Below are 14,237 nucleotides of genomic sequence, written 5' to 3' on the forward strand. Positions count from 1 at the left end.
TTCCCCCGCCCCTGTCCAGGTGCGCGCGCTCCCGAGGCTCTCTCGCGCCGACGGGCAACACGCAGGACACTTGGGTCCGGAACCGGACAACGGATCACGGAGGGGGCTCCTATGCGGGACAGCCATCGGACCGAGGCCGAGCGGCTGTTGGTGCGCGCGGTGGAGGAGGAGACGCGGCGTTCGGGCGGGCAGGCGGACACCGGAACCCTGTTGGCCCGGGGCAGGGCCGCTCTCGATGCGATGGCCACCAACGCGGCCGAGGAGTACGCCGCTTACGAACAGGCGCTGGCGGAGGCGGAGGCCGCCCGGCAGCCGCTGTCCGCGCGGCTGAACCGGGCGAATCTGTCGACTCCCCTGCTGGTGACGGCGGTTGCCGCCGCCACTGCGGCCGGGGCGGACCTCGCCTTCGGCACGGCATCCGGTACGGCGCTCGGCGCGGGGGCGGTCGTCGCGGTGGCCGGGGCGGCGACGACGGTACTGAAGGTGACCGTGTCCCACTGGCCGGCGGCGCACCGCCGAGCGGGCGCGCTCGGACAGCCGGGCGGGGCCGAGCAGTTGAGGCTCCAGTGGCTGACGGCGTTGGAGGTGCGGGGCGTACGGCCGTTCCTGGACCAGCAGCGGATGCTGCTGGCCACCGCGCGGCCCCGCCCGGTGCGGCCCGGGCAGCAGGGCACCACGCCCCAGCTGCGGGGCGGCGACCGGAGCGCGGCGGCGCGCAGGCGATCGGTCCTGGAGCAGTCGTTCGGGCATCTGCCGTTGCGCGAGGGTCCGTTCGCGGGCCGGCGGGAGGCGATGAACCAGATCTCGCAGTGGGTGCACGCGGCCCGTGCGTCGACGGAGACGAAGCCGACGATCGTCGTCCTCCACGGGCAGCCGGGCTCGGGCCGTACGACCCTCGCCATGCGCGCGGCACACCATCTCAAGGACCAGTTCCGGGGGGCGTGTGTCGTCGATCTGCGCGGCGAGGGCGACCACCCGCTGTCCACCCGGGACGCGCTGCTGCATCTGCTGAACCGGCTGGGCGCGCCGCGCGAGCAGTTGCTGTTCCGCGAGCGGTCGTCGGCGGAGCAGCAGGTGCGGCGGCTGGGCGAGCTGTACCACCAGCATCTGACGGGGCTGCCCGTCACGGTCGTCCTGGACGACGCGGCCGATCCCGCGCAGGTGCGCACGCTGGTGCCGGAGCGTTCCGACAGCCTGGTACTGGTGACGTCCCGGGCGCCCCTCGAACTGCCCGGGGACATCCCCGCGTGGGTGCACCAGCTGCCGGTGGAGGCGCTGGACGGGGCGGGCGCGGAGGAGTTGCTGCGGGCGGTGGCCGAGGCGCCGCCGGAGGGGCCGTACGACGTGCGGGGAGCCGACGGCGTCGCCCGGCTGTGTGGCGGGCTGCCGCTGGCGCTGCGGATCGCGGGGTCCTCGCTGGGGCCGCGTACGGCGGAGCGGCTGGCCGCCGATCTGGAGGCGTACGGCGGGCTCGAACCGGTCGAGCGGGCCCTGTGGCTGCGCTACACCGACCAGAGCGACCAGTCCCGGCGGCTGTTGCGCCGGCTCGCGCTCGCCGGGCGGGCGTCCCTGGGCGCGGCAGCGGCGGCGGCGCTGCTGGCCACGGACGAGCAGGAGTCGGAGCGGCTGCTGCGGGAACTGGCGGACGCGGGGCTGATCGACCGGGTGCGCTCCAGCCGCTACCGGCTGCACGACATCGTCCGCGCCTTCGCCCGGGCGCGGCTGCTCGACGAGGAGGAGGCGTCGGAGCGTACGGCCGCGCAGGAGCGGCTGATCCAGAACTACGCGGACCTCGCCGGGGCCGTCATCCGTATGGTCGACGGCAAACTCTCCACCCGTGCGGGGAAGTTCGGCGCGCACGGCTTCTCCTCGCTGGAGTCCGCGCTGCGCTGGCTCGACGACGAGTCCAGCTTCATCACCTCGGCGCTGCGGCACGCGGAGGGCGTGGACCAGCAGAGCGTGCTCAATCTGCTGGGCGCGCTCGCGGACTACTGTCTGCTGCGCGGCGATCTGTACCGGCTCGGTGAGATCAGCGAGCTGTCGCAGGCGGTCGACCAGGGGCTGCTGGAGCGTTCCGTACGGTGGCGTACGGGCATCGCGGCCCGTCAGCTCGGTGAGCTGGACAAGGCGCGGACGACCCTGTCGTCGGTGGTCGGGCTCTACCGGGAGGCGCAGAACGAGGCCGGTGCGGCGCTCGCGCTCTGCTCGCTCGGGATCACCCTGCACCACCAGGGCAATCTGACCGAGGCGGCGGCCAAGCTGGACGAGGCGATCGCGCTCCAGTCGTCGGACGAGCTGGCGGAGGACCGGGCGTGGTCCCTGCACGCGCTCGCCTCGGTACGGCGGGACCAGGCCCGTCTCGCGGAGGCACAGACGCTGCTGGCGACGGCGCTGGAGCTGCACCGCGAGGGCGAGTCCCTGCACGGTGAGGCGTGGACCCACTTCCAGCTGGGGCAGGTCTGTCTGCGGATGGGCGATGTACCCCGCGCGGAGTCGGAGCTGGGGACCGCGCTGGACCTGTACGGGCGCACCCGCGACAGCCGGGGCGAGGCCTGGGCGCTGACCCAGCTGGCACGGGCCCGGCTGGTGGACGGCGATCCGGTGACGGCGGTGGACCGGTTGGGGCAGGCGCTCTCCCGGCACCGGGAGAACGAGGACGCGCGCGGTGAGGCGTGGACGCTGTACTACCTCGGGCAGGCCCTGGAGGAGCGCGGCGACCGCGACCAGGCGGTACGGGAGCTGGAACGCGCGCGGACGATGTTCTCCCGGATGCGGGACGTCTACGGGCTGGCGTGCGCGCGCCACCACTCGGGCCGGGTCACCCGCGACCAGCGCGCGGCCCAGACCGGCAATCTCCGCAACTCCGGTTTCGCCCGCCAGCTGCTGGTGGACGCGCGGGCCGACTTCCGCCGGATCGGGGTCGCGCACGGCGAGGCGTGGACCTGTCTGGAACTCGCCCTGATCGACGCGGGCAACCATCGCGCGGCGCAGGCGCTGACGCTGTGCGACGAGGCGCTCGGACTGTTCCTCTCGTACGAGGACGAGCGCGGCGCCGACTGGGCCCGCTTCCTGCGCTGCACGCTGCTCCCCTACGCCTCTCCCGGCGGTACGGAGGTGGGCACGGTGGTCGCCCAGGAGGAGCTGTCCCGTCTGATCGCGGCCCGCCACCCGGCCCGCGACGGCAAGCTGGAGGACTGCGCCGAGGCCCTGTCGGTGGTGCTCGACCGGGGTGTCCGTCTGGAGGACGGCTGGGGGGCCTGGAATCTGGGCCTCGTCCCGAACCGCCACGCCCGCGAGGTGATGGGAGTCCCGGTCCTCCCGGTGAACTGAGCCTGGAACGCCCGCCCCCGCGGCTGCCTCGCGGGGCCGCTGCGGGGGCGGGCGGCCCCGCGAGGCGGCGGTGATTCCGGTCACGCACCGGGGCCGTGCGACGCCCGGTTCGCGGCTGGGTGCCGTACGGACACGGCCCGGGGCCGGGATACGAGCACGGCCCGGGCGCCGGGCCGTGGGGGCGCCGGGCCGGGCGGTTACGCGGCCTCGGGCTGAGTCGCGCCCCGACGCTCCGACCGGGAGCCGACAGGGGCAGCAGGACCACTACGGGGTCTCGGCGCCCCGGCCCCCTTCGTACCAGCGCACCCAGCCGCGCCCCGTGCCGGGCGGTGAGGCCGCCCTCGGGCCGGGCCTCACCTGCTGGGCCGCGCGCCGGCCGGCGCCGGCGAGGTGGCGACAGGGGGACGGCCACCACGGGGCCCGCGGCGCCCCCGGGCCCGTACGGGAGAACACCCTGTCGCGGCCATCGGCGCACCACTCCGTACACGCTCGACGCCCACCGACCGCACTGCCGGTACCACGCACCGGCCGTGACCGAGGCGCGCCACCGCACACGCCGCGCGACCCGGCCGCCCCGGCAGACCCGGGGCGAAGCCGCCCACCGGTGCCGCGGGGGCACGCCCGACGCGAGCGCTCGGCGCGACCCGCTCGGTGCGTCCCGGGGCGACCCCGGAAGACGACGGCCCGTCCGGCCCTACGCCGTGCCGGAGTCCGACGCCGACGCGGACGTCGACGAGGACGACGGCTTCGGCGCGCGGGCGTCCGGCACCGCGGTCTCGTCGAAGTCGATGCGGCCCATGTGCCGGTTCATCGACTTCATGAGGAACCACACACCGACGGCCATGACGGCGAAGATGAGAAAGCCCAGGACACCCGGGGTGACCTTGTTCTCGTCGAGTTCCTTCGCCAGGGTCGCCGCGTGGGAGATGGCGAGGTTTGCGCTAGCGCTCATGTCAGGCATTCTCGCGGATGCCCGCGAAGAGGTCGTCCTCGGGGAGGGAGGTATCGACCAGAGACTTCGCCAGCTCGTACTCCTCCGTCGGCCAGACCTTCTTCTGGATCTCCATCGGAACGTGGAACCAGCCCCCGTCGGGGTCGATCTGCGTCGCGTGCGCGATCAGCGCCTTGTCGCGGATCTCGAAGAAGTCGGCGCACGGAACATGCGTGGTCAGCGTGCGCTCGGCGCGCTCGAACTCCTTCCAGCGCTCCAGCCACTCCCCGTACGGGGACTCCAGACCGTTCGCGAGGAGCGCCTCGTGGAGCGCGACCGTGCGCGGGCGGTTGAAGCCCTGGTTGTAGTAGAGCTTCAGCGGCTGCCAGACCGGGCCGAACTCCGTCTCGGGGTAGCGCTCCGCGTCCGCCGCGCCCTCGAAGGCCACCATCGTGATCTTGTGGGTCATGATGTGGTCGGGGTGGGGGTAGCCGCCGTTCTCGTCGTACGTGGTGATCACCTGGGGGCGGAACGAGCGGATCGACCGCACCAGACGGCCCGCGGCGCTCTCCACGTCCTCCAGCGCGAAGCAGCCCTCCGGCAGTGGCGGCAGCGGGTCGCCCTCGGGCAGCCCGGAGTCGACGAAGCCCAGCCACTCCTGGCCGACGCCCAGGATCTCGCGGGCCTCGTCCATCTCCTTGCGGCGGACCTCGTGGATGTTCTCCTCGATATAGGCGTCCCCCTGGAGCTTGGGGTTGAGGATGGAGCCGCGCTCGCCGCCCGTGCAGGTCACCACCAGCACGTCCACCCCCTCGGACACATACTTGGCCATGGTGGCCGCGCCCTTGCTCGACTCGTCGTCGGGGTGGGCGTGAACGGCCATCAGTCGCAGCTGCTCAGTCAAGACTCGATCCTCAGGATTCGTCGCAAATGGTCGGTGCCGTCCCTTTCGGGACGTCGATGAGGGGCGGGTGGTCGGGAGGCGGGAGGGCGTCTCTATAGTGACCGAATCGGGGGGCGGAAAAATTCCGCGTCCCCCGGGGGAGATCCGTCCGAGAGGAATGACCATGACCGGCGTGCGCGAGCAGCTTCCCGAGGGGCGTTACGGCCGCTCGGCGGACCGGCGCGCGGACCGGCGGCTCAAGATCCTGGGCGCCGTCCTGGGAACGGGTCTGATCGCCATGGTCGGCTGGTTCGGCTACGACTACGTCGCCGGGCAGAAGGTCAGCGCCGAGGTCATCAAGTTCTCGGTGGCCTCGGACTCCGAGGTCCAGGTGCATCTGGAGATCCGCAAGGACGCGGACTCCACCGGCACCTGCACCGTGCGGTCCCGGGCCGAGGACGGCAGGGAAGTGGGGCGGCTGCACGTCGCCGTGGAACAGCGGGGCGAGACCCGGATCGACCGGGTGGTCACCATCCGGACGCTGTCCCGGGGCACGACCGCGGAGCTGGTGCGATGCACCGCCTCATAGCCGCCTGAGCGGCACTCCGCGGGAAACAGCCCGCACGGCACGGCGGCCGACAATGGCTGACCTGCCTTGACGCGATTCTCATGGCTTTTGTTCTCCCCCTTTCGCCACGAAATTGTTAGGGTCGTGGTTTCGCCCTTCCATGAAGGCACATCCTTCTGGGTAGGGCGTTGCTTTGTATCCCAGTACCTACGAGGAGCACCTGTGACCCAGACCAGTGAAAACGTCACCTGGCTTACCCAGGAGGCGTACAACCAGCTCAAGGCCGAGCTGGAGTATCTGTCTGGTCCCGCGCGCACCGAGATCGCCAAGAAGATCGAGGCGGCTCGCGAGGAGGGCGACCTGCGGGAGAACGGCGGGTACCACGCGGCCAAGGAGGAGCAGGGCAAGCAGGAACTGCGTGTGCGCCAGCTGACCCAGCTCCTGGACACCGCGAAGGTCGGCGAGGCCCCGCCGGACGACGGCATCGTGGAGCCGGGCATGGTGGTCACGATCGCCTTCGACGGCGACGAGGACGACACGCTGACGTTCCTGATGGCGTCCCGCGAGTACGCGAGCACCACCATCGAGACCTATTCGCCGCAGTCGCCGCTGGGCACCGGGGTGAATGGCAAGAAGGTGGGCGACATCGCCGAGTACGAACTGCCGAACGGCAGGACGGCCTCGGTGAAGATCCTCGCGGCCAAGCCGTACTCGGGCTGACCGGGCCGCACCCGGGCCGTCAGAAGCGCTCGCGCGGCCGGCGGGAAGCGCGACACGACGACAGACAGACGACGGGCAGAGGGGCCGGACCGCTTTCTTGCGGTCCGGCCCCTTTTCCTGTGTGGATTCCGGGCGGGCCGCCCATCCGAGCGGATTCCGCGCGGATCCGTACTCATCCGCGCTCATCCGTCCGGAATCCCACCGCACCACCCCACTGCATCCCACCGCGGATTCGCCCCAGGGAATCCCCATCGATTTCCGGACGCCGATCAGGGAGTGATTCAGGACACCGGTCGGGTACGCGCGGAAAGGGCGGGGCGACCGGGGTCGTCCCGCCGCCGTGACCCGGTCCGTCCGGTATGCCGACGGCACACCGGACGGGTCTCGGCCCGGACGGACCTCGGCCCGGACGGGTCTCAGCGCCACCGGACGGAACCGGGACGGCCGGGCAGACCGGGCGGCGGTCCGTGCCCGCCCTGCGGCGGGTGTCAGGAAGCCGCCGAGCGGTACTTGCGGACCGCCAGCGTCCGGAAGACCACGATGATCAGCACGGACCACAGCAGGGACGCCAGGATCGGATGCTGCATGGGCCAGGCGTCCGGAGTCTTGAACCCGGGCGGAAGGTTGCCGAACAGCTCCCGGCACGCCTGGACGGTCGCGCTGAAGGGGTTCCATTCGGCGATATGGCGCAGGAAGCCCGGCATCTGGTTGGCGTCCACGAAGGCGTTCGAGATGAACGTCAGCGGGAACAGCCAGATCAGCCCGCCGGAGGTGGCGGCCTCGGGGGTGCGTACGGACAGGCCGATGAGGGCGCCGATCCAGGAGAACGCGTATCCGAGCAGAAGCAGCAGCAGGAAGCCGAGGAGCACCTTGCCGAAGTTCTCGTGGACCCGCCAGCCGACGATGAGGGCGACGACGGCGAGGACGACCAGGGTGAGCGCGGTCTGTACGAGGTCGGCGAGCGTACGTCCGGTGAGCACCGCGCCCCGGGCCATGGGCAGCGACCGGAAGCGGTCGATCAGCCCCTTCTGCATGTCGTCGGCGATGCCCGCGCCGGCACCCGCGGTGGCGAAGGTGACGGTCTGGGCGAAGATCCCGGCCATCAGGAACTCGCGGTAGGTGTCGGCGGACGTGGAGCCGCCGACCTTGATCGAGCCGCCGAAGACATAGGTGAACAGCACGACGAACATGATCGGCTGGATCATCCCGAAGATGATCATCTCCGGGATGCGGGTCATCCGGATCAGATTGCGCCGGGCGACCACGAGCGAGTCGTTGACCGACTGCACGATGCCGCCGCGGGGCCGGGGGGCCGCGAGTTTGGCGGCTTCCGTTGTGGTGGTCACTGCACGCTCTCCTTACGGGGCTTGCGGCCCTTGCGACCGGCGGCGTCGGGGGCGTCCTCGGACTCCTCCGGCGCGATCTCGGCGGCGTGGCCGGTGAGGGAGATGAAGACGTCGTCGAGGGTCGGGCGGCGCAGCCCGATGTCGTCGATCTCCACACCCCGGGTGTCGAGGTCCCGGATGACCTCGGCGAGCAGCTTGGCGCCGCCGGTGACGGGGACGGTGAGCTTGCGGGTGTGGTTCTCGACGGCGACCTCGCCCTTGCCGAGGGCGAGCAGCACCTCACGGGCGGGGTCGATCTGGTCGCGCTCGTGGACCACGACCTCGACGCGCTCGCCGCCGGTCTGGGCCTTGAGCTGGTCGGCGGTGCCACGGGCGATGACCCGGCCGTGGTCGACGACGCAGATGGTGTCGGCGAGGTGGTCGGCCTCTTCGAGGTACTGGGTGGTGAGCAGCAGGGTCGTACCGCCCTCGACCAGTTCCTGGATGACGCCCCACAACTGCTGGCGGTTGCGGGGGTCGAGACCGGTGGTGGGCTCGTCCATGAACATCACCGGCGGGGAGACGACCAGGGCGGCGGCCAGGTCGAGGCGCCGGCGCATACCGCCGGAGTAGGTCTTCGCCGGCCGGTCCGCGGCGTCCGCGAGGTTGAAGCGCTCCAGCAGCTCGGCCGCCCGCGTCTTCGAGTCCCGGGAGCTCATCTGGTAGAGCTGGCCGACCATATGGAGGTTCTCGCGGCCGGTCAGATACTCGTCGACCGCGGCGAACTGGCCGGAGAGGCCGATGGAGCGGCGGACTTCGTTCGGCTGCTTGAGCACATCGAGTCCGGCGACGACGGCCTTGCCGCTGTCGGGCTGGAGCAGTGTGGTGAGGACGCGGACGGTGGTGGTCTTGCCGGCGCCGTTCGGGCCGAGCAGTCCCAGGACCGTGCCTTCGGGGACGTCGAGATCGACGCCGTCCAGAGCCTTTACCTCACCGAAGGTCTTGACCAGGCCTTCGGCGTAGATGGCGCCTGGCATATGAGTCTCCCAGGGTGGCAGATGACGGTTCGTTACATCGGGGCGGTCGTGGTGCGGACGGTGTTCGCGGAGCCGGTGCCGTGCGCGTGCGGGGTTGTTCCGTACGGCGGTGCCACCGCGGAGCGGACTCGATGGAATGTACAGGTTTGCAGTACTTTGCGGCTTTTTTCAATCCGAAGGCCCCAAGGGACGGGATTCCGACCTGACAGGGGCACGGCAGAGGCCTCACCGTAACGCGATGTATCGCGTTAAGCAAGAGGAGTGCATCGCGATACATCGCGTGGGGTCCGCGAACGGGCGGAGTCACACCCCATGAGCCGGTCTCCCGCGGTCTCCCCCACGGAACCCGCCTCCCCCGGCCACCTGACCACCGGGATGCGGGCCGCGTCCGCGAAGACTGCGGTCACACCGCCTGCCGACAGGGCCGTCACCTGGTCCGAGCCTTCGCGCTCAGTCCATGCGCATGACCCTGTACCCCGCCTCCCGCAGCGCCGCCGCGACCTCGTCGCAGTGCTCCGGGCCCTTGGTCTCCAGCTGAAGCTCCACCTCCACCTCGGTGAGCCCGAGCCGGGGATCGGTCCGTACATGACTCACGTCGAGGACGTTAGCGTCCAGCACTGACAATGCCGCCAGGAGGGCCGCGAGGGCCCCCGGGCGGTCCGTCAGCCGCAACCGCAGCGACAGATAGCGCCCCGCGGCCGCCATCCCGTGCCGCAGGACCCGCTGCATCAGCAGCGGATCCACATTGCCGCCCGACAGCACGGCGACGACCGGCCCCCGGAACGCCCCGGGCTCGGTGAGCAGCGCCGCGACCGGACTCGCCCCCGCCGGTTCGACCACAAGTTTCGCCCGCTCCAGACACAGCAGCAGCGCGCTGGACAGCGCGTCCTCGGAGACCGTACGTACCTCGTCGAGCAGATCGCCAATGATTTTGAACGGTACGTCCCCGGGGCGCCCCACCTTGATGCCGTCCGCCATCGTCACCGGGGCGTCCAGGGTGACGGGGTGCCCGGCCGCCAGCGACGGCGGATACGCGGCGGCGCCCTCCGCCTGCACCCCGATCAGCCGCACATCCGGGCGCAGCGCCTTCACCGCCACCGCGATCCCGGCCGCTAGTCCCCCGCCGCCGATCCCGACGACGATCGTGCGCACCTCCGGGCACTGCTCCAGGATCTCCAGTCCGACCGTGCCCTGACCGGCGATGATGTCGGGGTGGTCGAAGGGGTGGATGAAGACCGCGCCCGTCCGGTCCGCGTACGCCTCGGCCGCCTCCAGGGTCTCCTCGATCACCTGGCCGTGCAGCCGCACCTCCGCGCCGTACTCCCTCGTCGCGGCGACCTTCGGCAGCGGGGCGCCCACCGGCATGAACACGGTCGAGTGCACCCCGAGCAGTGACGACGCGAGCGCTACCCCCTGCGCGTGATTTCCGGCCGAGGCGGCGACGACGCCCGCCGCGCGCTCCTCCGGGCGGAGCCCCGAGATCCGTACATAGGCGCCGCGCAGCTTGAACGAGCCGGTCCGCTGGAGGTTCTCGCACTTGAGGTGCACCGGGGCGCCCACGAGCTGGGATAGGTGCCTGCTGCCCTCCATCGCGGTGGTGCGCGCGACCCCGGAGAGCATCTTCTGCGCACCCCTGATGTCATCGAGGATGACGGGGCGAAAGGTGTCAGGCGTGCGGAAGGTCATGACGCCAGTCTCGCAGCTCACAGCGGGCCCGCGGCCCACCGTTTCGCATTCGTCCACCGCTTCCGTACCGCTTCTTTGCCGGTTTTCTCAGGCCCCGTACGGACTGCCCCGGGGCCGCGTACTCTGTCCCCCACCAATCGACCGCCCCCGCACGAGAGAGCCCTTTGCCATGCCCACTTCTCAGGACATGACGACCCATCTAGACCCCGGCCTCCTCGATGCTCTCCAGCACCAGGTCGCCCTGTTCGCGCGCCGCGCGGAACAGACCCGGCTCGGTGGGGTCGGACAGGTTCGCAATTCGATGGACCGTGCCGCGTATCTGCTGCTCAACCGGCTGGACCGGGAAGGACCGATGGGCGTGAAGGCGCTCGCCGCGGGGATGGGGATCGACTCGTCGACCGTCACCCGCCAGGTCGCGCCCCTCGTCGACACCGGCCTGGTCAAGCGCACCTCCCACCCGGAGGACGGCCGGGCTGTCGTCCTCCAGTTGTCACCGCGCGGACAGGCCCGCCTGGAGGAAGTCCGTTCCTCCCGCCGCGGTTTGATGGAACAGGTCACGGAGGGCTGGACGGAGTCCGAGCGCGAGTTGTTCTGCACCTTGCTGACGCGCTTCAACACGGCTTTGGCGGCCCGGCAGGCGGGAGTTGATGTGCCGCCGCCCACCAGCTCATAGCCCCGCCCGCTCACCCGCCCCCGTCAGTGCCGTGAGCCACCGGACGGGACCGCGCGGGCCGTGCCTCCGCACCGGCGCAACGACCCTGGTACGCCGACCACCTGGGTCCGCCGGACGTTTCGGCCCGGACCGCGCGCTCTCCCGGAAACTCCCGCGGACGACGGCGAAAAGGAGCCTTTTCCCGGCAGCGGTATCAAGCCGCACCCGCTCCGGAACGGTTCCGCTTTCCGCTCGCGCGCGGTCTGCGGTGCCGGTCCATGTGCACGCTCACGGTGCGGGTCCACAGGGACTCTCACGGTGCGGGTCCCCGTCCAGTCCCGTCCCGCCCCGGTACGGGCCCGCGTCCCGGTAAGAGTCCGCGTCCCGGTACGGGTCCACATCCCGGCCGCGCCACGAATCCGACTTCCCACGGCGCCCGGCCGGCCGCGGTAGCGCGCAGGAAGGCGTGCTGACGTCTTGACCCCGGCCGCGCGTCTGCCTCTATATGAGGATGTGGGCGAGCGGCGGGCCGAGTCGACACGTCGCCGCACCCGCGAGTTCGAGGCGTTCGTCGCGGGCGCGGGCGGCCGGCTGCTGCATGCCGCCACACTGCTCACGGCGGAGCTCCCCGAGGACAACCCGGACGCCCGGCGGCTGCTGACCGACGCGCTGGCGCACACCTACGCGGAATGGGACCGGCTGCGCGGTGAGGATCCGTACAGCCGCACCCGCCAGGATCTCGCCGTCCGCTTCGCGCGCTCCGCGTGGCGCCGGCACCGGGCGCACGGCGGCGTGCTGCACCGGCTCACCCCGCAGGAGCGGCTCGTTCTGGTGCTGCGGCTGTACGAAGGGATCCCCGAGGAGCAGACGGCGGCCCAGCTGGGGCTCGCAGTGGAACGGGTCCGGACGGTCTGCCACCGGGCGGTCGCGACGGCGCACAGCCCGCAGCCGCGGACCCCGGCTGCCCGGACCGCCCCCGCGGAGGCGGTGTGACGCTCAGCGGCCAGACACGCAAGCAGGCGGACGTCCGCCGGATGCTGGGCACCCCGCATCCGCCGGTCCCGGCCGATCTGGCGGCCCTCGCCCTGGAACAGGGCACCCGGCTGCTGCGCCGGCGGCGCGCGGTACGGGCCACGGCGTGGGCACTGCTGCTCGCGGCGGTGATCGCGCTCACGGCCTGGGCGGCGGTGGCGGAACCTTGGGAGGGCCCGCCGTCACGGACGACCCCGCCGGTGGTGGTGGGCCTGGACCACCATTTGCCCGACTTGACCCACTTCGTACAATTTTCCGGTCCCGGCAGACCTATCCTGGAACAAGCGGTGTACGGACAGCTCCAAGGAGGTCGTCATGACCAGGAAAGTCGCCGATTGCCGCAGGTTCCCGAGCGAGACGGACTGCACCCTGACCATCTCCGGTGAGGAAGAGGAAGTCGTGAAGGCGGCTACGGAGCACGCGGTCTCCGTGCACAGCCACACCGACTCCCCCGAGCTGCGGGAGCAGATCCGCGGTCTGCTGGAGGACGAGAAGATCCCCGCGCGGCACTGACACCCGTCCGGTACCGACCCTCCCGTCCGGCCGTCCGGGGACCCCGACCTCATCGGGGCCCGGACGGCAGCAACGAGCCGGCGCCCCACACGGACGCCGGCTCGCGCACGCCCGGCCCACGCCGTAGGGCGACACCTCGGTACACACCTCGGTACGGAAGCACCGCCGTACGTCACGGAACGCAGCCCGTCGAAGCCGCCGCACGTCCGGTACTCCGCACGACACAGGCCGTGCGGAGTACCGGACCGTACCGGCACGCACCGTGGCGGTAGGAAGCGTGGCCGTACGAAGCCATGGCCGTACGAAGCCGTGGCGGGGCGGTGCGAAGCCCCAGCGGCCGGCTACCCCAGCGCCCGCTGGAGGTCCGCGAGCAGGTCATCGGCCGCCTCGATGCCCACGGACAACCGGACCAGATCCGCCGGCACCTCCAGCGCGGACCCCGCGACCGACGCGTGGGTCATCCGGCCCGGGTGCTCGATCAGCGACTCGACGCCGCCCAGGGACTCACCGAGCGTGAACAGCTCCGCCCGGTTGCAGACCTCGACCGCCGCCTCCTCGCCGCCCCGGACACGGAACGAGACCATCCCGCCGAAGGACTTCATCTGCTTGGCCGCGATCTCGTGGCCCGGGTGGTCCGGCAACCCCGGGTAGAGCACCTCGGTGACCTTCGGGTGGCGCGACAGCATCTCGGCGACCCGGCCGGCGTTCTCGCTGTGGCGGTCCATCCGGACGGGCAGCGTCTTGATCCCGCGCAGCACCAGCCAGGAGTCGAAGGGGCCCGCGACCGCGCCCATCGCGTTCTGGTGGTACGCCAGTTCCTCGCCGACCTCCGCGTCCGCCGCGATCAGCGCACCGCCGACGACATCCGAGTGCCCGCCCATGTACTTGGTGAGCGAGTGCACCACGATGTCCGCGCCGAGCGCGATCGGCTGCTGGAGGTAGGGGCTCGCGAAGGTGTTGTCCACCACCAGCAGGGCGTTCGCGCTGTGGGCGATCTCGGCGAGCACCGCGATGTCGGTGATGCCGAGCAGCGGGTTGGAGGGCGTCTCGACCCAGATCAGCTTGGTCCTCGGGGTGAGGGCGGCCCGCACCGCGGCCGCGTCGGAGGTGTCGGCGACCGACCACTCGACGCCCCACCGCGCGACGACCTTCGCGAAGAGGCGGAAGGTGCCGCCGTACGCGTCGTTCGGGATCACGACGTGGTCGCCCGGTTCGAGGAGCGTACGCAGCAGGGCGTCCTCCGCCGCGAGCCCGGACGCGAAGGCGAGCCCGCGCCGGCCGCCCTCCAGCGCCGCGAGGTTCTCCTCCAGCGCGGTACGGGTCGGGTTGGCGCTGCGGCTGTACTCGTAGCCGCCGCGCAGCCCGCCCACCCCGTCCTGCTTGTACGTGGACACCTGGTAGATGGGCGGGACGACCGCGCCGGTCAGCGGGTCGGCGGTGTTGCCCGCGTGGATCGCGAGGGTTTCGAGGTTGTGGAAGCTGTGCTGGTGGCTCATGAGGCCCGAGGGTAACGCCGTGGGAGCGGACTCGTGGCAGCCGTCCGGCGTGGTCCGGGACAAT

12 protein-coding genes are annotated in these 14,237 nt (G+C 71.6%); 6 read left to right on the top strand and 6 right to left on the bottom strand.

Annotated elements, in window-relative coordinates:
• Positions 1-111 precede the first annotated feature (111 nt).
• On the top strand, positions 112-3,330 hold the full coding sequence (locus tag ACIBCM_RS20435) for a tetratricopeptide repeat protein (protein WP_399245105.1): 3,219 nt from the start codon (positions 112-114) through the stop codon (positions 3,328-3,330).
• A 694-nt stretch (positions 3,331-4,024) separates the two neighbouring features.
• Here ACIBCM_RS20435 and ACIBCM_RS20440 read toward each other — a convergent pair.
• Positions 4,025-4,291 carry a hypothetical protein gene (locus tag ACIBCM_RS20440; protein WP_399245107.1) on the bottom strand — a complete coding sequence of 89 codons (267 nt, stop codon included), beginning with the start codon at positions 4,289-4,291 and terminating at the stop codon, positions 4,025-4,027.
• Complete coding sequence (gene mca / locus ACIBCM_RS20445) at positions 4,284-5,165, bottom strand: mycothiol conjugate amidase Mca (protein ID WP_399245109.1); 882 nt, start codon at positions 5,163-5,165, stop codon at positions 4,284-4,286. Before mca ends, ACIBCM_RS20440 begins: the two co-directional genes overlap by 8 nt.
• 163 nt (positions 5,166-5,328) lie before the next feature.
• On the opposite strand from mca, the gene ACIBCM_RS20450 reads away from it, so the two are divergent.
• Positions 5,329-5,733 (top strand): DUF4307 domain-containing protein, encoded by a 405-nt coding sequence (locus tag ACIBCM_RS20450; RefSeq protein WP_399245111.1) that lies wholly within the window; start codon positions 5,329-5,331, stop codon positions 5,731-5,733.
• Between the two features lie 201 nt (positions 5,734-5,934).
• Positions 5,935-6,432 (top strand): transcription elongation factor GreA, encoded by a 498-nt coding sequence (greA, locus tag ACIBCM_RS20455; protein WP_399245113.1) that lies wholly within the window; start codon positions 5,935-5,937, stop codon positions 6,430-6,432.
• Positions 6,433-6,920: 488 nt separating this feature from the next.
• Here greA and ACIBCM_RS20460 read toward each other — a convergent pair whose 3' ends face one another.
• The 3 genes from ACIBCM_RS20460 to ilvA all read right to left on the bottom strand — a co-directional run bounded on the left by ACIBCM_RS20460 (position 6,921) and on the right by ilvA (position 10,480).
• On the bottom strand, positions 6,921-7,778 hold the full coding sequence (locus ACIBCM_RS20460) for an ABC transporter permease (protein WP_399245115.1): 858 nt from the start codon (positions 7,776-7,778) through the stop codon (positions 6,921-6,923).
• The gene (locus ACIBCM_RS20465) at positions 7,775-8,794 is read right to left on the bottom strand and encodes an ATP-binding cassette domain-containing protein (RefSeq protein WP_399245117.1); all 1,020 of its coding nucleotides are present in this window, start codon (positions 8,792-8,794) and stop codon (positions 7,775-7,777) included. The genes ACIBCM_RS20460 and ACIBCM_RS20465 overlap by 4 nt, the downstream gene beginning before the upstream one ends.
• 450 nt (positions 8,795-9,244) lie before the next feature.
• Positions 9,245-10,480 carry a threonine ammonia-lyase gene (gene ilvA / locus ACIBCM_RS20470; RefSeq protein ID WP_399245119.1) on the bottom strand — a complete coding sequence of 412 codons (1,236 nt, stop codon included), beginning with the start codon at positions 10,478-10,480 and terminating at the stop codon, positions 9,245-9,247.
• A gap of 169 nt (positions 10,481-10,649) precedes the next feature.
• On the opposite strand from ilvA, the gene ACIBCM_RS20475 reads away from it, so the two are divergent.
• The 3 genes from ACIBCM_RS20475 to ACIBCM_RS20485 all read left to right on the top strand — a co-directional run bounded on the left by ACIBCM_RS20475 (position 10,650) and on the right by ACIBCM_RS20485 (position 12,677).
• A complete protein-coding gene (locus ACIBCM_RS20475; protein WP_399245121.1) occupies positions 10,650-11,153 on the top strand; it encodes a MarR family winged helix-turn-helix transcriptional regulator in 504 nt (167 codons plus the stop codon).
• A gap of 492 nt (positions 11,154-11,645) precedes the next feature.
• Positions 11,646-12,125 (top strand): sigma factor-like helix-turn-helix DNA-binding protein, encoded by a 480-nt coding sequence (locus tag ACIBCM_RS20480; protein WP_399245123.1) that lies wholly within the window; start codon positions 11,646-11,648, stop codon positions 12,123-12,125.
• 354 nt (positions 12,126-12,479) lie between these two features.
• A complete protein-coding gene (locus ACIBCM_RS20485; RefSeq protein ID WP_399245125.1) occupies positions 12,480-12,677 on the top strand; it encodes a DUF1059 domain-containing protein in 198 nt (65 codons plus the stop codon).
• A 341-nt stretch (positions 12,678-13,018) separates the two neighbouring features.
• On the opposite strand, the gene ACIBCM_RS20490 is transcribed toward ACIBCM_RS20485, so the two are convergent.
• Positions 13,019-14,173, bottom strand: coding sequence for a cystathionine gamma-synthase (locus ACIBCM_RS20490; RefSeq protein ID WP_399245127.1), 1,155 nt, complete (start codon positions 14,171-14,173; stop codon positions 13,019-13,021).
• Positions 14,174-14,237 lie beyond the last annotated feature (64 nt).

This window comes from Streptomyces sp. NPDC051018 (assembly GCF_044456085.1).
Lineage (GTDB): Bacteria > Actinomycetota > Actinomycetes > Streptomycetales > Streptomycetaceae > Streptomyces.

Excerpts from the sequence above, each read along its gene's own strand:
- ACIBCM_RS20435 (WP_399245105.1), top strand. The coding sequence starts at position 112 with ATGCGGGACAGCCATCGGACCGAGGCCGAGCGGCTGTTGGTGCGCGCG.
- ACIBCM_RS20440 (WP_399245107.1), bottom strand. The coding sequence starts at position 4,291 with ATGCCTGACATGAGCGCTAGCGCAAACCTCGCCATCTCCCACGCGGCG.
- ACIBCM_RS20450 (WP_399245111.1), top strand. The coding sequence starts at position 5,329 with ATGACCGGCGTGCGCGAGCAGCTTCCCGAGGGGCGTTACGGCCGCTCG.
- ACIBCM_RS20465 (WP_399245117.1), bottom strand. The coding sequence starts at position 8,794 with ATGCCAGGCGCCATCTACGCCGAAGGCCTGGTCAAGACCTTCGGTGAG.
- ilvA (WP_399245119.1), bottom strand. The coding sequence starts at position 10,480 with ATGACCTTCCGCACGCCTGACACCTTTCGCCCCGTCATCCTCGATGAC.
- ACIBCM_RS20475 (WP_399245121.1), top strand. The coding sequence starts at position 10,650 with ATGCCCACTTCTCAGGACATGACGACCCATCTAGACCCCGGCCTCCTC.
- ACIBCM_RS20485 (WP_399245125.1), top strand. The coding sequence starts at position 12,480 with ATGACCAGGAAAGTCGCCGATTGCCGCAGGTTCCCGAGCGAGACGGAC.
- ACIBCM_RS20490 (WP_399245127.1), bottom strand. The coding sequence starts at position 14,173 with ATGAGCCACCAGCACAGCTTCCACAACCTCGAAACCCTCGCGATCCAC.